Below are 20,055 nucleotides of genomic sequence, written 5' to 3'. Positions count from 1 at the left end.
GCTTTCCCAAGATGAATATGCCGCTTTTGCTGGTGCTAAGTGCATCAGCTTTTGTCTTGCTGAGTATGTTTATCAATGCTAACCCTCATAGTGTACTGGATAAAACCATTATGCTTTGGTTCCACAATCCCAACTACGAATACCAGTCTGTTGGGCCGAAGTGGCTTGCTGTGCATTTTCGCGACGTGACCACGCTGGGAAGTAACTGGTTTGTTATTTTCTGTTCGCTATTAGTGGCAACACTGTTGTTTTTTAAATCTCAACGAAGATTAGCCATGTTTTTGCTGCTAACGGTCGGAACGGGGGTATTGGTAGGCTTTGCATTAAAATGGGGTTTTCATCGGCCAAGGCCGTCATTGGTAGCCCATAGCACAACAGTTTATACCAGCAGTTTTCCGTCGGGTCATGGGATGGCCGCTGCGATGACTTATTGCTGCTTGGCATTTGTGGCGAGCACATTGATGGGGGAGCAAAAACTGTCTTTTGTGGTGTGGACCGCGGCTTGGGCCATTATTTTGCTTGTCGGCGTGAGCCGGGTGTTTCTTGGTGTTCATTGGCCAACGGATGTTGCAGCCGGCTGGTTGGCCGGCCTTTGCTGGTTTGCGGTGGGACGCATGTGCTTTCAGCGCGCTAACAGCTAGATTTTTGCGCTGTGGCTTTTACAACCTTGTCGGCAATGTCCGCTAATCTGCAATTCTGATCCATGGCAGACTTTTGTAACCGTCGGTAGGCCTGCTCTTCAGAAAGTTGCCATTGCTGCATGATGAGCAGCTTGGCCCGGTCGATGTTTTTCTGATCGATAATCGCCTGTCTCGCTTCATCAAGTTCTGCGGCCATGGTTTTAATATGTGCCGATTGATCGCACAGTAAATCGTAGAAGGAGCGGTGAGCGGAAAGGTTCTCTGCATCCGCTACCTGTTGAACTGAGAGTGAATCAGAGCCTCGTAACCCGGGCATTTGCGGGTCAAAAAGCATGGTAAGTGGACTACCTGAAGGAGCGGGTTGTTGTTCCAGGTAGCGCAATCGCTTGCGATGGTTTTTAAGCTCCGCATCAGCTTCTGCCACCCTATGAGCTGCCATATCGACCAACGAGCGGGTTAAAACTTCTTCAATATCACGCATGGCGTCGATGCGTTTGGTGGCCACGTCAAACCACACCTCGCTGATTTGACCGTCAATGGGGCTGCCATCAGCCAGTTGCTGAATCATTGTGCGCAGGCGATTAATGTCTTGTTGCACCGCGCTTTCTATGATCTGTTTCCACTTATCGCGCACGGTGGTTTCTGCAAATGTGCAAAAGATATCGAAGCTGTGGTTCTGGTCTTGTTCAAGTCTCTCCAAGCGTTCGCAAAGTGATGTGTTAAAATGAGTTTCAGCGAAACCAATTGCCCCCCAGGCCCGCTCTTGCCCGGCAAACTCTTTGCCCTGTAAAAAGTTGAACAGTGCAACCAGAAGACGGGTAATTTGGGGGTCACTGGCGACGTCTGCGGCTTCAAAAATAACCGTGAGCAATCCGCCTACCAAACGGCAGTATGCCTGGGTTGATGACAGCGCGGTAACCTCTTGTGTGCCAATTTGTTCCCTGAGTAGCGGCAAGTTGTCCAAGCCCTGCAAGGCCATAGTGATGCTGGCCAGTAGCCGCATGTTGGCAGCATTTTCTTCGGAGCCGAGATACAAAGCTTTAAGCTGACTTCTCAGGATTTGTTCCGCTTGTTCACTTGCCTTTATCTGGTGAGTACGTGTGGTGCTAAATCTTGCGCCGTCCGAGGCCAGAAAAACGTTACTAACCCCCCTTTCTTTCTGTAATTCGTGAATCATGTCCGCCACTGTAATTACCAGCCTACAGTTTGACGACAATTGATTCAGAGCGTGAATTTCAGCGTGCTTTGCTGCTAATAGAAACCGTTTTGTTGCTTCGCTATAGGTTGCCATGAAAACTATAATTGTCGGTGGTGAGTTGCCTTAGCAAGAGCGAAGCTTATTCTGTGCCGTTTCATTACAGGGCTGAAAATTTGTAGGCGAAGTTGTTGATATTCCCGTTGTAACTGGCGATATAAAAAAGTCCAGATTGCGGTGAGTAGCCTCTTAGTGAAGACAAAAAGCACGGGAAGGCTCAAACTAGTGCGTCATTGCATTATTGTGGTGCAAAACGACAGGGTGATATTTCCATCAAACCTCATATCAAATAGCTATCGTATTGGAAAGTAAAATGAAATTAAATATGGCCCCATCTTTGCTGTAATTACTACGCTGAAAGTTCGTAACGAGTAAGCGCGTCTTGTGCGACGCAGTACAACAAAATGGAAATTTGGATAAAGACGTCCAGTACCACACCTAAGGGTGATGGTTTGGGCGTTTTTTTGTGCCCGCATTTTGTTGTGATGTTGTTGACTCGCGCAATAATCCAACACACTCATTTTAAAGGTATACACAATGGCTTACTTATTACCCAACGAGTTTGTAACCAAGATGGTGGACGCGGGTGAATCCAAAATTTACATGTCTACCCGTGACACACTGGTCAGAGGTTATATGGCGGGCGCCATTCTTGCGCTTGCTGCCGTTTTTGCAATTACTATCGCCGTTCAAACCGGCGTTTTTCTTATCGGGGCTATACTTTTTCCTGTGGGATTTTGTATGTTGTATCTGATGGGCTTCGACTTGCTCACCGGTGTGTTTGTGCTTTGCCCGCTAGCTTGGCTGGCTAAACGTCCGGGAGTGACCTGGTCTCAGATCCTGAGAAACTGGGGGCTGGTGTTCTGTGGCAACTTTGCCGGTGCCTTGACAGTGGCATTTATGATGTCGTTTATATTTACCTACGGCTACAATACCGATGGCGGTGCCATTGCTGCGAAGGTGGCGGGTATTGGTGAAGCGAGAACCCTGGGGTATGCGCAGTACGGTACCGAGGGCTGGTTAACTATATTCATCCGCGGCATGCTGTGCAATTGGATGGTATCTATGGGGGTCGTCGGAGCGATGATCTCTACTCATGTAAGTGGCAAAATCCTCGCCATGTGGATGCCAATTATGCTTTTCTTCTTCATGGGCTTTGAACATTCCGTTGTAAATATGTTCCTGTTCCCCTTTGGCATTATTATGGGCGGTGATTTTTCTGTAATGGATTACTTCATCTGGAATGAAATTCCTACAGCCTTGGGCAATCTGGTCGGCGGTCTGGCGTTCACAGGGTTAACTCTCTACAGCACTCACTACCGCACTGCGCCGAAGCGTAAACTGGCTACGGGTACGCCGCCGGTCACATCCGAGTCTGCAAGCAAACCCGCGACAGCAAATTAATTCACAGTAGCAAAAAAGCTTGGCTGGTGGTGTTAACCGTGACGCTACCAGCCCATTTATTCCACCTCTCACACGTCCCAATTATGCTCACATTATCCGTAGGTCAATTTTCCAGCGCAGGCGAGAAAACGCAAAACCAGGACAGCATAGGCGCGTGTGTGCCGACCAATGACCGTCTCGATTTCAAGGGCGCCTGTGTGCTTTTGGCCGACGGCATTAGCTCCAGTGACGTAAGTCATATTGCCAGCCAGGTTGCTGTTAGACAATTTCTCGATGACTATTACTGTACCTCAGATACCTTGTCGGTTCCTCGGGCTGCATTACAGGTTATTCAGGCGATAAATCGCTGGTTAGTCGCACAAACCCGTGAAAGTCCGTTTAACGGTGAACGGGACAAGGGGTACGTCTGTACCTTCAGTGCACTTGTTCTGCGTCGCGACACCGCTTACTTATTTCACATTGGTGACGCGTGTATTTTCCGCTTGCGCGATACTAAGTTTGAAGTCCTAACCAGACAACACAGGCATCCGAAGCCCGGTAGCGGGTATTATTTAAGCAACGCATTGGGAATGCATGAGACAGTGGTGGCGGATACTGAGCAGTTATCCCTGCAAGCAGGAGATGGGTTTGTGCTGGCCACCGACGGTGTCTATGAGCATATTGACCAGGAAGTCATGCAAGCTGTGATTTGCAAGTATCGGGATGACCCCCAAACCGCAGCCAACGCGCTGGTAAATATGGCCTTTGAAGCCGGTAGCGATGACAACTTGTCGGTACAAGTCGTATGGGTGGAAAGCACCGCAAATGAACCCTTCCAGATTGGTGAAACGTCATTGGCTATTCCCCCGGTATTGAGTCCGTTAGACACTATAGATGCATTCACTGTCCTTAGAGCGGTATATCACAGTGCGAGAAGTCATGTTTATCTTGTAAGACACAATCCGTCTGGTCGGGAAATGATGTTAAAAGCGCCATCGGTCGAGATGGCCCACGAAGCAGCATTTCTTTCCGGGTGCTGTATGGAAGAGTGGGTTATGCGTCGTATCAATAGCCAGTATGTTGTCGGTGCACCGTCGGATACTGGCCCGCGAACCGCGTTTTATACGCTCAGTCAGCGAATTCGCGGCGTAACACTGGCGCAATGGCTTGCTGACAATCCAGCGCCAGATCTCGAAACCATAAGGCAGATTGTAGAGCAGGTAGCAAAAGGGCTGATGGCGTTACACCGAAAGGATGTAATACATCAGGACATCCGGCCGGAAAATATCATGGTGAACGATAGCCTTGCGGTGGTTTTGATTGATCTTGGTTCGGCTTCGGTGGCAGGCCTGAATAGCGGACTTGAACTGAAAAACGGTGTGCCTGGTACTCCGATATACGCTGCCCCTGAATATTTCCTGGGGCAGGGGGGCAGTGAGCGCTCTGAACAGTTTTCCCTTGCTGTGCTGACCTATTATCTGCTCAGCGGGCGGTACCCCTATGGTGCGAATGTAGCGAAAGCGCTGAGTATATCAGCCCAGAAAAAGCTCGTTTATCGCAGCGTGTTGGATCCAAAAAGAAATATTCCTTTTTGGCTGGATCACACGTTGAAAAAGGCCCTTAATCCGGATCCCGGCAGACGTTATGACGCCCTTTCAGAATTTATTTACGATTTGCGACACCCAAATCCTGCTTATGTTTCCAAACAACGGCCACCGCTACTAGAGCGAAACCCAGTGGCATTTTGGCAGGGCGTAAGTGGCGTATTACTCATTCTTATTGTTGTGCTCATTACAGAGCGCTTTGTTAACTAACGAGGAAAATCCTATGATTTCAGATAGACAGCAAGTGACCGCCATGATCATGAGTGCAAAAGTCAGCAAGCATATCAAATGGTCACAGGTAGCCGAGGTGGTCGGTGAATCGAAAGAATGGAGTACAGCAGCGTGCTTGGGACAGATGGCAATGACAAAAGAGCAGGCTGAAGCCGTAGGCGCATTATTTGAACTTAGTGATGAGGCCATCGCCTGGTTACAAATTGCACCCTATAAAGGTTCATTGCCAACAGCGGTACCCACTGATCCGTTGATTTATCGTTGGTATGAACTGGTCAATGTATATGGTACAACGTTGAAAGAGTTGATCCACGAAGAGTTCGGTGATGGCATTATGAGTGCCATTGATTTTTCGATGGACCTGACACGGGAGCCTGATCCAAAAGGCGACAGGGTAAAAGTTGTTATGTCTGGAAAATTTTTGCCGTACAAAATCTATTGATATGCCAGCAACAGGCTCTGATGTGCGGGGCCTGTTCCGTTAACGCCGAACTACGTGTAGAAACCATCCTACGAATACAGAAATAAGAATACCGAAAAAGCCAAGAAGTGGAAGTATTGACCAAACCCAACTGCGCACTTTTTCCGCTTCGAGATCAGCCCCCAGAGGGAGATAGAGCAAGCCCAAGGCAGTAACAACAACAATGGATACCGCAGATACCAGCGTTGCCCGCCAGAATGGCCGCGGCATAACCCAATTTATTGTAAAGGCCAGAATTAGCGCTACTGCCGCCAACAGATATGCCATCAATCAATCCCCAAAGTCGGTAAAAAATTCAACAGTGTGCATAGGTGACGGGCAGATTGCAAATGTCCCTTACCAGTGAAGATGAAATTTACCATTCAGCATGCCATACGAGCCTATCATCCCCGCGGTATTAACATTCTATTAAAGGACTTTAATAAGCATTAGTGGTAGAATCGCCGACCGTTTTTTGAACTACCCTTAACCTGAATTGGATCGCAATGTTTGATTTAATTAATAACAAAGACAGCAACGTGAAAAATGATGTTCTGTCGGGGATCACGGTTGCGCTGGCATTGGTGCCTGAAGCCGTTGCTTTTGCATTCGTGGCTGGTGTTGAGCCCATGATTGGTCTTTACGCCGCCTTTATGATGGGTCTTATAACCTCCGCTATTGGCGGGCGTCCAGGCATGATTTCTGGCGCCACAGGTGCCATGGCGGTGGTCATGGTCGCGCTGGTCGCGGAACACGGCGTGCAGTACTTATTCGCAGCGGTGCTTCTCGCTGGATTACTACAAATCATGTGTGGTGTGTTCAGGTTAGGCAAATTTATACGCCTTGTGCCTTATCCCGTGATGCTTGGCTTTGTAAACGGTTTGGCCATTGTGATCTTCTTGGCTCAGCTCGGTCAGTTTAAGGTGATAGGTGAAGCCGGTAATCTGACCTGGATGGAAGGCAGTATGTTGTATATCATGCTGGGTTTGGTCGCGCTTACAATGGCAATTATTTACCTATTGCCAAAGCTGACTAAAGCGGTACCTGCGTCACTGGTTGCCATTGTCACTATTACTGCATTGGTTCACGGCCTCGATTTGGAAGCGAGAACGGTTATCGACTTCGTGCGCGACCTGTTACCAGAAGACCAGAAAGCCTCAGCAACTCTGGCTGGTGAATTGCCGACTTTTGCCATTCCTATGGTGCCTTTTACCCTCGACACGCTGATGATAATCCTGCCGACTTCCGTCATTCTGTGTTTGGTGGGCCTTATAGAATCACTCCTTACGCTTTCACTCATTGACGAAATGACGGATACCCGTGGCCGTGGAAACAAAGAGTGTATCGGCCAGGGGGTAGCTAACACCGTAAACGGGTTCTTCGGCGGTATGGGTGGTTGCGCGATGATTGGGCAATCCATGATCAACATAAACTCTGGCGGTCGGGGTCGTTTGTCAGGTATTACCGCAGCGCTGGTACTGCTTGGTTTTATTCTTTTTGCCGCGCCGTTAATCGAAATGATTCCGTTGGCAGCGTTAGTAGGCGTAATGTTTGTGGTAGTGATTGGCACCTTTGAATGGGCGTCGTTCCGCATTATACGCGGTGTTAATAAGGAAGATGCATTTGTTCTCTTCCTGGTAACCGCGGTAACGGTGATTTCTGACCTGGCCATTGCCGTTGTGGTAGGTGTGATTGTATCGGCACTGGTGTTTGCCTGGAAAGCGGCGCGCTACATTGAAGCGAAAACCCACATCGATAGCGACGGATGGAAGGTATACGAATTGCGCGGTCCGGTATTCTTTGGCTCAATCAGTCATTTCAAAGAAATGTTCGATGTAGCCAATGACCCAGAAGATGTGGTTATTGACTTCAACAACAGCCGGATTTGGGACTCTTCAGGTATCGATGCTCTTGATACTCTGGCCGATAAATACGAACAGCAGGGCAAAAAGCTGCATATTCGTCATATCAGCCCCGAGTGCCGTAGTTTGTTGAACAAGGCTGACAAGTTTGTAGAAATTAACGTGAATGAAGATCCACGCTATCGTGTCGCTACCGATAAATTGGCGTGATTGGGTTGCACATAATTGGCGCATTGTGCAACATTTGAGTGCGAAAGGGACGGCTTAAATTCCGTCCCTTTTTCTTTAATTTGTTGATATTTAATGCCTTAAAAAGTTGGCATCATTGTTGTTAACGTTACTAGCGTTCACAGTAAGAAAAAATAAAAGCAGTGGTGTGGCGATATTGCGCTACCCACAATGAGGCATACAAATCGTTATTGTGTAGATAATTTGCGTACGCATTTACGTGCAACAGGCAACGAAGCCCATGACCAGATAGCTGGTCATGGGTTTTTTTTTGGCTCAAAAAAGGGTTCAACAATGACAACATCAACACCGCATCCAAAAATCCTGGTAGTAGGTAACGGGATGGTGGGGCACCACTTTGTCGAACAATTGGTCAACAGCCAGGTGGGTTGTGACATAACTGTCCTTAGCGGCGAAAAGCGGCTGGCATATGACCGCGTGCATTTGTCTTCTTGGTTTAGTGGCAGCACCGCCGACGATCTCGCAATGACTGACGAAGACACTTACCGTCAGTGGGGCGTAACCTTTAAATTGGACGCGCAGGTCATTGATATCGACCGCGAAAACAAAACCGTGTCCACGGCTACTGAAACCTTTATTTATGATGTACTGGTGCTGGCCACAGGTTCTTATCCCTTTGTGCCTCCCATTCCTGGCAATGATCAACCCCATTGTTTGGTGTATCGCACTATCGAAGATCTCGAAGCTATAGAAGCCTCTGCTAAAGACAGCAAAGTTGGTGTGGTTGTCGGCGGAGGGCTGCTTGGGCTTGAAGCGGCAAATGCGCTAAAACAAGCTGGCGTGGAAACCCATGTGGTGGAATTTGCTCCCCAGCTTATGGCAGTGCAACTGGATCAGGCTGGCGGTACTGTCCTCAAGGACAAAATTGAAGATCTTGGAGTAACGGTTCATACACAGAAAGCCACGCAAGTGATCGAGACCGGCAGTCAGTGCCGCTATCGTATGAACTTTGCCGATGAAACTCATCTGGAAACCGATATGATTCTGTTTTCAGCAGGTATTCGCCCTTCCGATTTTCTCGCCAAAAAGTCAGGCCTTGAGGTTGGAGAGCGCGGCGGAATAGTCGTCAACAATCAGTGTCAAACCTCCGACCCAAGTATTTATGCCATAGGAGAATGTGCCCTGTGGAATAACCGAATTTTCGGTTTGGTCGCACCGGGTTATACCATGGCTCGTACCGTGGCTAGCCACATTGGTGGCGAAGAAGCGTCTTTTACCGGCGCAGATATGAGTACCAAACTTAAACTAATGGGTGTGGAAGTTGGCTCAATCGGCGACGCCCATAGTAAAACGCCGGGGTCATTGAGTTATATCTACCACAATCAACCAGAAGGTGTGTACAAAAAGCTGGTGGTTGATGGCACGCAAGAACACGTACTAGGTGCTGTACTGGTTGGAGACACCAGTGACTATGATACCTTGTTACAGTATTGTCTGAACGGCATCGCGTTACCTGAACACCCCGAGTCTCTTATTTTACCTTCAGCCGGCGAGCAGCCCGCTCTTGGCGCGGATGCGTTGCCAGGTTCCGCGACTATTTGCTCGTGTCATAATGTGGCCAAATGCGACATTACCCAGGCACTGGACAATGGTTGCACCAGCTTGGGTGATGTTAAGAGCGCCACAAAAGCCAGCACTGGTTGTGGCGGGTGTACTGCACTGCTGAAAAATGTAGTAGACAGTGAACTCGAAAAGCGTGGCGTAGAAGTATCAAAAGCCATTTGTGAACACTTTAATTATACCAGGCAGGAACTGTTTCACATCGTTAAAGTGGAAGGAATACGCAGCTTTGACGACCTGTTAGCCAAACATGGAAGCGGCTTGGGCTGCGATATCTGTAAGCCTGCAATTGGTTCCATACTGGCCTCTGTGTGGAATGACTATATTCTCAATCAACACAATCTGCCGCTGCAGGATACCAACGATACTTACCTTGGAAACATGCAAAAAGACGGTACCTATTCGGTGGTCCCACGTATTCCAGGTGGTGAGATCACTCCCGAAGGACTCATCCTCATCGGCGAAATCGCTAAAAAATATGGTTTGTACACCAAAATCACCGGTGGTCAACGCATCGACTTGTTTGGCGCGCGTGTAGAGCAACTTCCTGATATCTGGCAGGCACTGGTTGACGGCGGTTTCGAAACCGGGCACGCCTACGCGAAAGCGCTGAGAACGGTTAAATCGTGTGTAGGAAGTACCTGGTGCCGCTATGGCGTTCAGGATTCTGTAGGCAAGGCCATTAACATCGAAAACCGTTACAAAGGTTTGCGTGGACCGCACAAAATTAAATTCGCGGTTTCCGGGTGTACCCGGGAATGTGCCGAAGCACAAAGTAAAGATATCGGTATTATTGCCACAGAAAAAGGCTGGAATCTTTACGTGTGTGGAAACGGCGGTATGAAACCCCGACACGCGGACTTATTCGCCACAGATTTAGACGGCGACACACTGGTTAAATACATCGACAGAGTTCTCATGTTCTACGTGAAAACCGCAGACCGTTTACAGCGCACCTCAGTGTGGATGGAAAATCTCGAAGGTGGGCTCGACTATCTCAAGTCTGTGGTTATTGAAGACTCTTTGGGCATAGCTGATGAGTTGGAAGCGCAGATGCAAACCATTGTTGATGCCTATCAGTGTGAGTGGAAAACCACCCTTGAATCTGAAACGGCTAGGAAACGCTTCCGTCAGTTTGTTAACAGCAAGAAGGAAGATTCCAATATTCAATTTGTGGATGAGCGAGGCCAGATTCGACCTGCTACTGAAGCAGAAAAAATTGCCGGCTCAGCGCGCATCCCCGTCGCAATCAAGTAAAGGAGATTATTATGCAGGCACAAGCAGCACTAGCACCTCGTTGGCACGATATCTGTGCCGAGTCAGAGCTCGTTGAAAACAGTGGGATCTGCGCATTGGTTGAAGATCAGCAAATTGCTATTTTCACCGTGATAACCCAAGAAAGTCGTCAGCTATATGCTGTTTCTAACTGGGACCCCATTGGTAAAGCGAATGTCATTTACAGAGGCATTATTGGCTCAGTGGGCGATGCAACTGTGGTGGCTTCACCACTTTATAAAGAGCATTACTGCCTTGAAACGGGCCGTTGTATTGAAAAAGATGAAGTCAGCTTGCTGACATTTGGTATCCAGTTACGCGATGGCCGCATTCTGGTCGCAGTGTAATAGTACGCTTTACAGGACACAGCAATGAATCATGCCCGCACCACACAGATAAACACTTCAGGCCCGTTGCCAGACCTCATCAGGACACCGGCTCTGGCGCAAACGACGTGCCCTTATTGTGGTGTGGGCTGTGGCGTTGATATTACATTGCAGTCTAAAAAAGGCACTGTTGAAGCTGTATCCCTTAAGGGCACACCAGAACATCCTGCTAATTTTGGAAGATTGTGTGTAAAGGGAACCAATTTGCTGGAAACAACCGGCTCGGATGGCCGTTTATTGTACCCGGCTATAGATGGCAAGCGGGAAAGCTGGGATACAGCTACCACCCGCATTGCAGATAAAATAGCCAGTGTTGTTCGTGAGCATGGCCCTGAAGCAGTAGCATTTTACGTTTCTGGTCAATTGCTCACTGAAGATTATTACGTTGCCAACAAACTCGTGAAAGGTTTCCTGGGGACGGCGAATATAGACACTAATTCCCGGTTGTGCATGTCTTCAGCCGTAGCGGCACATAAACGGGCGTTTGGAGAAGATATCGTACCTTGTCAGTACGACGATTTAGAGTGTGCAGATTGTATTATTTTTATTGGCAGTAATGCGGCCTGGACGCACCCCGTGCTTTTTCAGCGAATTGAGCGGGCTAAGCAACTCAACCCAGCCCTTGAAATAGTATTGATTGATCCTCGCGGAACCGACACCGCGACCTTGGCCGATTGCCATCTAAAAATAAAACCCGGCACCGATGCCGTATTGTTCAACGGCTTATTGCGTTACATCGTCAAGGCAAATGCACTAGATAGCGTTTTCATTGACGAGCATACGACGGGGTTTGAAGAGGCTATCAAGGCCAGTGAACTCTATACGGCTGAGGTCGTGGCTGAACAGTGCGACATTGCCTTACACGTGGTATTGCAGTTTTTCGAGCATTTTACTGCTAACGAAAAAGTGATTTCTTTTTTCTCCATGGGCATCAATCAATCGTCTTCAGGCGTGGACAAAGGTAACGCCATTATCAATTGTCATTTGGCCACCGGGAAAATTGGCAAGTCAGGCAGTGGCCCCTTTTCTATTACAGGTCAGCCTAATGCCATGGGAGGCAGGGAAGTGGGAGGGCTGGCAAATATGCTTGCCGCTCATATGGACATCGACAACCCGGTACACCGGGAACGTGTTCAACGGTTCTGGCAGTCTCCAACTGTTTGTCAGCAACCCGGCCTTAAAGCGGTTGATATGTTTAAACAGATGGCACAGGGAAAAATTAAATTTGTGTGGGTAATGGCAACGAACCCTGTGGTTAGCATGCCTAACCGCAATGAAGTAGAGCAAGCACTGGCGAAATGCGACATGGTAGTCGTGTCGGATATTGTGAGTAAAAACGACACATTAGCCTTTGCAGATGTGGTGCTGCCTGCTTCCGGCTGGTCTGAGAAGGATGGCACGGTAACTAACTCGGAGCGTCGAATTTCCCGGCAGCGAGGGCTTATGCAACCGCCAGGCGAAGCGCGACATGATTGGCAAGCGTTGTGCGATGTCGCAAAAAAGCTCGGATTCGCTGATCAGTTTTCTTATAGTCACCCGGCAGATATTTTTGCCGAGCATGCAGCGTTAACGGCCTTTGAGAACAACGGCGAGCGGGCATTAGACCTTAGTGGTTTGTGTGACTTAAGTCGGCGAGCCTATGACTCGCTGACGCCGGTACAGTGGCCAGTAAACTCAGAAGATACCAATTCTCCCTCACGAATATTTGGCGATGGGCGCTTTTATACAGCAGATAAACGGGCCCATTTTGTCCCCGTTTCGCCCCGTTTGCCTCAGCAACAAACCAGCGCGGAATTTCCTTTTATCCTGAATACGGGAAGATTGCGTGACCAGTGGCATACCATGACCAGAACCGGGCGTGCGCCAACGCTTTTAGCACATACGCCTCATGCTGCCCTACACATGTTTCCCGATGATATGGCTGCATTAGGTGTTACGGAAGGTGATTTGACCTCTGTTAACAGTGGTTGTAGCTCGCAGCGCCCGGTTATATTGCCAGTAAAGGCTGACATTCAACTGCGCAGAGGATCCTGTTTTGCACCTATTCACTGGTCTGTAACCTGGGGCTCACACCTTACCATTGGGGCGCTATTCGACGGGGCTCATGATCCTATTTCCGGTCAACCAGAGCTCAAGCAAGGGGCGGTAGCGGTTAAGCCTGTCGTCTTTCCTTTTTATGGCAAGACCATTGTACGTGAATCACACCTGGTGAAATCTGTGTGTGACGCCTTTGAGTACTGGGCAATGCTGCCACTTAACGGTGGAACATCCGCGATGCTGGCCACCTCTGATGCACCTTCAGATTTGCTCAATAAAATATGGCAGTTGATACCTGGCAAGTGGGTGCTTACTTATACTGTGAGCGAGCGTGGATTGTCACTGATTGCCACAGAAAATAACAACTTGATGCTTGGTGTGTGGACAGATCCACAACAAACAGATTTACCAGATAGCTGGCTGGAAGATTGCCTGGGCCGGGATGGGCTCACGCAAGAGGATGTGGCGGCACTGCTCCGCCGTCAGCCAGAGGATTCATTTTTACAAGGGCCGGTGGTGTGTAGCTGTTTTAGTGTGCGCAGAAAAGTTATTGATGATGCTATCGATGCTGGGGCGTCGACGGTAGAAGCATTGGGCGAACAGCTCAAGTGCGGCACTAATTGCGGCTCATGTAAACCTGAACTCAAACGCTGCTTGTCTGAAGTGGCAACATCTTCTCAAGAAGAACTTATTAAGAAAGGGGTAAGTCTCCATGATTAGCACCACTATTTTTAAACTACCTGGGCTGCTCTTTCGCCGGGGAATGGAAAATACTACAAAAGGCCATAAGCACGCTGACGCGCCTGCGACAAGTGGACGCCGTCAAAAAGGGCGTGTAATGATTGTCGGAGCGGGCCCTGGAGACGCAGAGCTACTTACTATAAAAGCCTGGAAGTGTTTGCAACAAGCCGATGTTGTATTATTTGACTGGTTAGTCAATCAATCGGTGTTAGCGGAGATCCCGCGCCACGTCAAAACAGAGTTCGTTGGTAAGCGCTCAGGCAAGCACTCTATGCCGCAAAACGCAATCTGTGAGCGAATGGTTGAATTGGCTCAGTCTGGTCTTAACGTTGTTCGCCTGAAAGGTGGCGACCCTGCCGTTTTTGCACGTACCACAGAAGAAACATCAGCGCTGGAATCGGCGGGGATACCCTTTGCCATAGTGCCTGGGATCACCGCAGCTTCAGGTGCTTCTGCTTATACCGGCATTCCTCTTACAGATCGTCATTGTGCACAATCGGTTACGCTGACAACGGCACACTTTAAAGACGAAGACGTACTGCCTGATTTTTGTCAGATGGCCGCACAAATGATGTCCCAAACTATGGTGGTTTATATGGGGCTGAAACGTTTATCACTGATTTGTGAGCAATTGCGAAAGGCGGGTTTGCCAGACAATTTCCCTGTGGCTGTCATTGAAAATGCTTGCTGTCCCAACCAGCAAGTGGTGACTGCCACGGTTTTTTCTATTTCACGACAGGTGGCAGAGGCAGAATTGCAAGGTCCTGCTTTGTTGATCTTCGGAGAGGTGGTAAAGTCTCGGCAAAGCGTCACGCCAGCACTTCTTCAACAGGTTAGCCATGTCACAGGAATTTAGTCAGTATATTAAAATTATCGGAAAAGGTCAGAAGGGAAGCCGCAGTCTAACCAGGCAAGAAGCCTACACGGCAATGAAAATGTTACTTGCCGGAGAAGTAACAGGTGATCAACGGGGCGCATTTTTAATGTTGCTTCGCACCCGGGAAGAAACGCCGGAAGAAGTCATTGGATTCGTGGAAGCGTGCCGGGAGCTCATACCAACAACTTTTCAGACTATTAGTGTAGATCTGGATATTGGATGCTATGCAGGCAAGCGCCGACAATTACCCTGGTATTTGTTAGCGGTGGCTTGTTTGGCGCAACAGGGAGTCAGGGTGTTTTTGCACGGCGCCCATGAGCCTGGCTCGGGGCGTTTATACGCTTCACTTGCGCTGCCCGAACTCGGCTTGCCAGCCATATCCACCGTTGATGAAGCAATTGCGCAGCTCAATACCTACAATGCGGCGTATTTGGATTTAGGCGCAGTACTACCGCCTTTAAACACCCTGATTAAACTACGAGAAGTGTTTGGACTGCGCTCTTGTGCAAATACCCTCGCGCGTTTGTTGAATCCAACTGGTTCGACATTTAATGTGCAGGGTGTGTATCACATGCATCTTGACCATAAACATCAGCGGGTAAATGAAGCCTTTCCTCAATTTCAGTCTTTGTGCTTTCGCGGCGACGGCGGTGACCCCGAAGTGAATGCAGAGCGTCCCACTGAACTTTATGTCACCCGTAACGGCCATACCGACGTCATCACGCTGCCTGAAATGGCAGAAACATGGGCGCTGAAAGACAAAGATATGGATGTATCAACCATGCTGTCTTTCTGGCGAGGAGAGCAGGAGCATGCTTACGCTCAGCAATCGATTAAAGCAACACTCGTGAGTTATCTGATACTCACGAAGTCGTTATCAGTTGAAGCCGCCACCAACCTCGCAACCACCTACTGGCAAGAGCGGGATAAAAACACATTACCATTTAGCGTCAGGGCGTAACTGTTTTTCACCCGTTGCGATGCAGCGGGATCCTCTTTTCTCCATACTTGCCAGTTCTCAGGTCCTATCTCAAATAACCGCAATAGTTTCTTTGGGAAAAAATGTTTGCTTTTAAGAATTACACGTGTAATCTTAATTGGACTACAAGTGTAATCTTTAAGGTGGATCTATGGCTGATACTCCGGATATTTCTAATGCTGAATTCGAGGTGCTCGACGCACTGTGGGAAAGTTATCCTGCAACATCTGGCGACATTATTGCGCGCTTGAATAGTCGCAAGCCTTGGCACGAGAAAACTGTGAAAACGCTACTTAGTCGTCTGTTGAAAAAAGGCGTATTGAGTTTTGAGAAGCAACAGCGGCAGTACCTGTATTCCCCGGTGATAGCCCGTGAAGACTACAATCGAAAAGAAACTGCTAGTTTTGTGAGTCGCCTTTTTAAAGGCAAGGTTGCGCCTATGGTCGCGGGTTTTGCTAATGAACACTCTCTCTCCAAACAGGATGTTGAGGCGTTAAAGGCGTTAATTCAGCAATGGGAAGACAATAATGATTGAATGGTTAATTCAGCAGCAGTTTATTGTGAGCGCGACGGTAATGGTAGTTGCGCTGATCACCTACACAGGCAGTGACTTTATTAGTGGCAGATTGAGTTACTGGTTATGGGTATTGGTTCCATTGCTGTTAATTTTCAACAATATTCCGCTGCCGGTAGCGGCATCAGATAGTCATGAGCTCAGTCGTTATGTCGTAGGCATTTCGACTGATATTGTGTCCGATGATAGTTATTTTTTAAGCTACTTGTATTCTGGTGGCGTTAGTTTGCTTATCGCATACTTTCTCTATCAACAATGGGTGTTTAAGCGGTCGTTATCACAAAGTGTGTCCGTGGCAGAAAATACCTATCTAACCCATCAGGTAGATTCACCCATGCTTTATGGCGTCATTCGGCCCAAAGTGCTTTTGCCCAAGCATTTTCACACCTCTTTCAATGCGCAGCAGCAGTCACTTATATTACAGCACGAAAACACCCACATACAGCATCGCGATCACTTGTGGAATGGCTTGGCACTTATTGTAGTGACCTGCTTTTGGTTTAACCCGGTGGTGTGGCTTGGATTAAGGGCTTTTCGGTTGTCACAGGAAAGAGCATGTGATGAATCCGTGCTACATCGCGCAACTGTGAAAGAGAAACTGGCGTACGCAAAAGCATTAGTGTTATGTGCAGAGCGCGCGTCGTTCAGGGGCAATCCCTACCCATCCTTTGGAGGAAAAACCATTATGATAAAACGATTAAACGGGCTGCAAAGCTTTCGAATCACCACCAAGCCAATGATTGGCGCTGCAATCACGGCCGCAGCGCTGCTTATTGGCAATACTGCACTGGCTAAATTACCTGTAGATAGTATGCCCAAAACTGAGGTGAATGAAGCACATCCGGTACAACGAGTTGACCCTGTTTATCCTGTTGCCGCAGTTGTTCATGACGTAGAAGGGGCTGTTGTGCTGCGATTTGACATTACTGAACAGGGAAACACTGCAAACATAGAGGTGGTGTCATCGGAGCCGCTGGCAGTGTTTGACGACAGTGCGAAACAAGCGTTAGCACAGTGGAAGTATAAACCCCGTGTTCAGGGCGGAAAAGCGCAGCGGCAAACCGGTTTGCTTGTTCAACTCGATTATCGGATGGGGCCTGAAAAAGAACCTGCTGAAACCAAATAATTCTGTAAGAACAACAATGCTAATAAGTGTAAAGCAAGCTGTACTAATGTGCCGCTTGCTTTGTGCTTAGTAAAAGTGCATGCATCATGACAGCGCATTCAACTTCCTGTTTTTGCACAACAATGAATCATTCAGTGTTAGTTGCGACTGTTGAATAATTATAAATAATTGATAATTAATAGCTTTAAATGTTGGCATTGTTGATGCTTTCTATTTATCGCACAGTATTGCATTTCATCGCAACAAAACAAAAATACGCTTAAAAGTGATGGGGTTGTGATGAAAAAAAATTAATTCGCACACCGAGAAGGTGCTAGGCAACGAAGCCCACCAGGTTAATGGTCAAACATTAACCTGGTGGGTTTTTTTTTGGCAACGAGGAATACACATGATTGCGTCAACTCCCTTAACAGGTTTAAAGAAAAAAATGAAAGCCTTAGCTTGCGGGCTATCCCTTGCTTTCACCGCAGCAGGGCTAAGCGCGCACAGTGTGGCGGCAGCAGACATTGGCTGGCCGGAAAAAGAAGAGCTTAAATTCGGATTTATTAAACTCACTGATATGGCGCCTCTGGCGATTGCGTATGAAAAAGGTTTTTTTGAGGACGAAGGCCTGTATGTCACGTTAGAAGCGCAGGCAAACTGGAAGGTACTGCTCGATCGCGTTATTGACGGGCAGTTAGACGGCGCGCACATGCTGGCGGGTCAACCCTTGGGCGCTACTATCGGGTTTGGTACTGAAGCACATATTGTTACCGCATTTAGTATGGATTTAAACGGTAACGGGATTACGGTTTCCAATACCGTATGGGAAGAGATGAAGAAGCATATTCCCATGGAAAACGGACAACCGGTTCACCCTATTAAAGCGGATTACCTCAAACCAGTAGTGGATAGTTATCGGGCTCAGGGCAAACCTTTTAAAATGGGCATGGTATTCCCGGTATCTACCCACAACTATGAATTGCGCTACTGGTTGGCGGCAGGTGGAATCCATCCCGGTTACTACGCCCCCCACAAAGATGATAATTCAGGTTTAATTGATGCCCAGGCGCAGTTGTCAGTGACACCCCCGCCACAAATGCCTGCGACCATGGAAGCCGGCACGATATACGGCTACTGCGTTGGTGAGCCATGGAATCAGCAGGCTGTTTTTAAAGGCATTGGTGTGCCCGTCATTACCGATTACGAAATCTGGAAAAACAATCCGGAGAAAGTATTCGGTGTGAGCAATGAATGGGCGGAAAAATACCCGAATACCCATATTCGCGTGGTTAAAGCCATGATCCGTGCTGCCATGTGGTTGGATGAAAATAACAATGCCAATCGCCCGGAAGCAGTAAAAATACTCGCGAAGAGTACTTACGTGGGGGCCGATGAAGCGGTATTGGCCAACTCAATGACTGGAACCTTTGAATATGAAAAAGGCGATAAACGGGACGTGCCTGACTTCAACGTATTCTTCCGTTACAACGCCACCTATCCTTACTACAGCGATGCTATCTGGTATCTGACGCAAATGCGCCGCTGGGGCCAAATTTCTGAGAACAAACCCGACAGCTGGTACATAGACATGGCGAAGAAAGTCTACCGTCCTGACATCTACGCCCTTGCTGCGAAGGCGCTGATTGAGGAAGGCAAAGCTAATGCCGTCGACTTCCCCGATTTCAGTACTGAATCTGGCTTTAAACCCCCGCAATCTGAATTCATTGACGGTGTGACTTACGACGGTACTCAACCCAATGCCTATTTGGAAAGTTTCAGCATTGGTTTGAAGGGCGATACTGTCCTTTAATGCAAAGAATCAGGAGAACAACATGAGTAAGTCGGCGTCGCTAGTCACCTCTATAGGGCAACTCAAAGAGGGAAACCCGCTAAAAACACTGATGAGTAATACCCAAGCGTTACTGCTACCTGTGATTGGATTGCTGCTCTTTTTGGCAGTCTGGAATGGTGTGGCAAGAAATATCGACACGTCGTTGGGGCAATTCCCTGGGCCGTCTCAGGTGTGGACGCAAACGCTAACGCTTATCGATGAGCACAACGCTCAGCGTGAGAAGGCTGACGCATTTTACGTCCGCCAGGATGAGCGCAACGCCAAACGCGTTGCTCAGGATCCGGAGTACCAGCCAAAAATCAGGCCGTTTACCGGTGCGCCGACTTTCTTCGACCAAATTTGGACTAGCTTGTATACGGTTATGGTGGGGTTTCTTATTGCCTCATTGATTGCCGTACCCGTGGGGATCCTGTGTGGGCTAAGTAAGTCAGCGTACACTGCTATAAACCCGCTTATACAACTGTTTAAACCTGTTTCTCCCCTGGCCTGGCTGCCTTTGGTAACAATGGTAGTCAGTGCCCTTTATGTGTCGGACGACCCGGTGTTTTCCAAATCATTTGTCACCTCTGCATTCACGGTGTCCTTGTGTTGTTTATGGCCTACGCTGATCAATACCGCCGTTGGCGTTTCCAATATTGACAAAGATTTGGTGAACGTTAGCCGGGTACTTCGTTTAAAGCCGCTAACACATCTTACTAAGATTGTTTTACCTGCTTCAATTCCGATGATTTTTACTGGCTTACGTCTTTCCCTCGGCATTGGCTGGATGGTACTGATTGCCGCTGAAATGCTGGCACAAAACCCCGGTCTTGGAAAATTTGTCTGGGATGAATTTCAAAATGGTAGCTCTGAGTCACTGGCCAGGATCATGGTGGCGGTACTCACCATAGGGGCCATTGGCTTCATATTGGACAGGTTGATGCTAATGCTGCAACGCTTGGTGAGCTGGGACAAAAGCAGCGTACTGCGCTAATTAACAGG

General features: G+C 48.3%; 16 protein-coding genes. 14 read left to right on the top strand and 2 right to left on the bottom strand.

What is annotated here, in order from left to right:
• The first annotated feature begins 11 nt into the window (after positions 1-11).
• On the top strand, positions 12-641 hold the full coding sequence (locus tag KO518_RS04470; RefSeq protein WP_216024635.1) for a phosphatase PAP2 family protein: 630 nt from the start codon (positions 12-14) through the stop codon (positions 639-641).
• Here the strand turns inward: KO518_RS04470 and KO518_RS04465 are convergent.
• Positions 631-1,932: a nitrate- and nitrite sensing domain-containing protein gene (locus tag KO518_RS04465; protein WP_216024634.1), complete on the bottom strand. Its 1,302-nt coding sequence runs from the start codon at positions 1,930-1,932 to the stop codon at positions 631-633. The genes KO518_RS04470 and KO518_RS04465 overlap by 11 nt on opposite strands.
• Before the next feature lie 501 nt (positions 1,933-2,433).
• On the opposite strand from KO518_RS04465, the gene KO518_RS04460 reads away from it, so the two are divergent.
• The 3 genes from KO518_RS04460 to cynS all read left to right on the top strand — a co-directional run bounded on the left by KO518_RS04460 (position 2,434) and on the right by cynS (position 5,556).
• On the top strand, positions 2,434-3,300 hold the full coding sequence (locus KO518_RS04460) for a formate/nitrite transporter family protein (protein ID WP_216024633.1): 867 nt from the start codon (positions 2,434-2,436) through the stop codon (positions 3,298-3,300).
• An 83-nt stretch (positions 3,301-3,383) separates the two neighbouring features.
• A complete protein-coding gene (locus KO518_RS04455; RefSeq protein ID WP_216024632.1) occupies positions 3,384-5,093 on the top strand; it encodes a bifunctional protein-serine/threonine kinase/phosphatase in 1,710 nt (569 codons plus the stop codon).
• A 13-nt stretch (positions 5,094-5,106) separates the two neighbouring features.
• Entirely contained in the window at positions 5,107-5,556 is a 450-nt protein-coding gene (cynS, locus tag KO518_RS04450; protein WP_216024631.1) for a cyanase, read from the top strand.
• A gap of 39 nt (positions 5,557-5,595) precedes the next feature.
• Here cynS and KO518_RS04445 read toward each other — a convergent pair whose 3' ends face one another.
• Positions 5,596-5,862, bottom strand: a complete 267-nt coding sequence (locus tag KO518_RS04445) for a hypothetical protein (RefSeq protein WP_216024630.1) — start codon at positions 5,860-5,862, stop codon at positions 5,596-5,598.
• Positions 5,863-6,080: 218 nt separating this feature from the next.
• Here KO518_RS04445 and KO518_RS04440 point away from each other — a divergent pair, with 218 nt between their 5' ends.
• From KO518_RS04440 to KO518_RS04395, 10 genes are all read left to right on the top strand, one after another.
• Positions 6,081-7,646: a SulP family inorganic anion transporter gene (locus tag KO518_RS04440; RefSeq protein ID WP_216024629.1), complete on the top strand. Its 1,566-nt coding sequence runs from the start codon at positions 6,081-6,083 to the stop codon at positions 7,644-7,646.
• Positions 7,647-7,958: 312 nt separating this feature from the next.
• The gene (nirB, locus tag KO518_RS04435) at positions 7,959-10,502 is read left to right on the top strand and encodes a nitrite reductase large subunit NirB (protein WP_216024628.1); all 2,544 of its coding nucleotides are present in this window, start codon (positions 7,959-7,961) and stop codon (positions 10,500-10,502) included.
• An 11-nt stretch (positions 10,503-10,513) separates the two neighbouring features.
• On the top strand, positions 10,514-10,867 hold the full coding sequence (nirD, locus tag KO518_RS04430) for a nitrite reductase small subunit NirD (protein ID WP_216024627.1): 354 nt from the start codon (positions 10,514-10,516) through the stop codon (positions 10,865-10,867).
• 24 nt (positions 10,868-10,891) lie between these two features.
• Positions 10,892-13,663, top strand: coding sequence for a nitrate reductase (locus KO518_RS04425; RefSeq protein WP_252735893.1), 2,772 nt, complete (start codon positions 10,892-10,894; stop codon positions 13,661-13,663).
• Entirely contained in the window at positions 13,656-14,540 is an 885-nt protein-coding gene (cobA, locus tag KO518_RS04420) for a uroporphyrinogen-III C-methyltransferase (protein WP_216024626.1), read from the top strand. Before KO518_RS04425 ends, cobA begins: the two co-directional genes overlap by 8 nt.
• Entirely contained in the window at positions 14,524-15,522 is a 999-nt protein-coding gene (locus KO518_RS04415) for a glycosyl transferase family protein (protein WP_216024625.1), read from the top strand. Before cobA ends, KO518_RS04415 begins: the two co-directional genes overlap by 17 nt.
• Before the next feature lie 169 nt (positions 15,523-15,691).
• Positions 15,692-16,075 (top strand): BlaI/MecI/CopY family transcriptional regulator, encoded by a 384-nt coding sequence (locus tag KO518_RS04410; protein ID WP_216024624.1) that lies wholly within the window; start codon positions 15,692-15,694, stop codon positions 16,073-16,075.
• Positions 16,068-17,240 (top strand): M56 family metallopeptidase, encoded by a 1,173-nt coding sequence (locus KO518_RS04405; protein WP_216024623.1) that lies wholly within the window; start codon positions 16,068-16,070, stop codon positions 17,238-17,240. The genes KO518_RS04410 and KO518_RS04405 overlap by 8 nt, the downstream gene beginning before the upstream one ends.
• Positions 17,241-17,667: 427 nt before the next feature.
• On the top strand, positions 17,668-19,032 hold the full coding sequence (locus KO518_RS04400; protein ID WP_371742247.1) for a CmpA/NrtA family ABC transporter substrate-binding protein: 1,365 nt from the start codon (positions 17,668-17,670) through the stop codon (positions 19,030-19,032).
• Positions 19,033-19,123: 91 nt separating this feature from the next.
• Positions 19,124-20,047: an ABC transporter permease gene (locus KO518_RS04395; protein ID WP_371742245.1), complete on the top strand. Its 924-nt coding sequence runs from the start codon at positions 19,124-19,126 to the stop codon at positions 20,045-20,047.
• Positions 20,048-20,055: the final 8 nt, after the last annotated feature.

Source organism: Aestuariibacter sp. A3R04, from assembly GCF_018860805.1.
GTDB lineage: Bacteria > Pseudomonadota > Gammaproteobacteria > Enterobacterales > Alteromonadaceae > Alteromonas.
The sequence above is the reverse complement of the archived record's forward strand: the minus strand, read 5'-3'. Positions and strand labels throughout refer to the sequence as shown.

What these genes read in the sequence shown, in the direction of transcription:
- cobA (WP_216024626.1), top strand. Translation starts at nt 13,656, where the DNA reads ATGATTAGCACCACTATTTTTAAACTACCTGGGCTGCTCTTTCGCCGG.
- KO518_RS04465 (WP_216024634.1), bottom strand. Translation starts at nt 1,932, where the DNA reads ATGGCAACCTATAGCGAAGCAACAAAACGGTTTCTATTAGCAGCAAAG.
- KO518_RS04455 (WP_216024632.1), top strand. Translation starts at nt 3,384, where the DNA reads ATGCTCACATTATCCGTAGGTCAATTTTCCAGCGCAGGCGAGAAAACG.
- KO518_RS04415 (WP_216024625.1), top strand. Translation starts at nt 14,524, where the DNA reads ATGTCACAGGAATTTAGTCAGTATATTAAAATTATCGGAAAAGGTCAG.
- KO518_RS04425 (WP_252735893.1), top strand. Translation starts at nt 10,892, where the DNA reads ATGAATCATGCCCGCACCACACAGATAAACACTTCAGGCCCGTTGCCA.
- KO518_RS04395 (WP_371742245.1), top strand. Translation starts at nt 19,124, where the DNA reads ATGAGTAATACCCAAGCGTTACTGCTACCTGTGATTGGATTGCTGCTC.
- KO518_RS04440 (WP_216024629.1), top strand. Translation starts at nt 6,081, where the DNA reads ATGTTTGATTTAATTAATAACAAAGACAGCAACGTGAAAAATGATGTT.
- KO518_RS04400 (WP_371742247.1), top strand. Translation starts at nt 17,668, where the DNA reads ATGAAAGCCTTAGCTTGCGGGCTATCCCTTGCTTTCACCGCAGCAGGG.
- KO518_RS04410 (WP_216024624.1), top strand. Translation starts at nt 15,692, where the DNA reads ATGGCTGATACTCCGGATATTTCTAATGCTGAATTCGAGGTGCTCGAC.
- cynS (WP_216024631.1), top strand. Translation starts at nt 5,107, where the DNA reads ATGATTTCAGATAGACAGCAAGTGACCGCCATGATCATGAGTGCAAAA.
- nirB (WP_216024628.1), top strand. Translation starts at nt 7,959, where the DNA reads ATGACAACATCAACACCGCATCCAAAAATCCTGGTAGTAGGTAACGGG.
- nirD (WP_216024627.1), top strand. Translation starts at nt 10,514, where the DNA reads ATGCAGGCACAAGCAGCACTAGCACCTCGTTGGCACGATATCTGTGCC.
- KO518_RS04470 (WP_216024635.1), top strand. Translation starts at nt 12, where the DNA reads ATGAATATGCCGCTTTTGCTGGTGCTAAGTGCATCAGCTTTTGTCTTG.
- KO518_RS04445 (WP_216024630.1), bottom strand. Translation starts at nt 5,862, where the DNA reads ATGGCATATCTGTTGGCGGCAGTAGCGCTAATTCTGGCCTTTACAATA.
- KO518_RS04405 (WP_216024623.1), top strand. Translation starts at nt 16,068, where the DNA reads ATGATTGAATGGTTAATTCAGCAGCAGTTTATTGTGAGCGCGACGGTA.
- KO518_RS04460 (WP_216024633.1), top strand. Translation starts at nt 2,434, where the DNA reads ATGGCTTACTTATTACCCAACGAGTTTGTAACCAAGATGGTGGACGCG.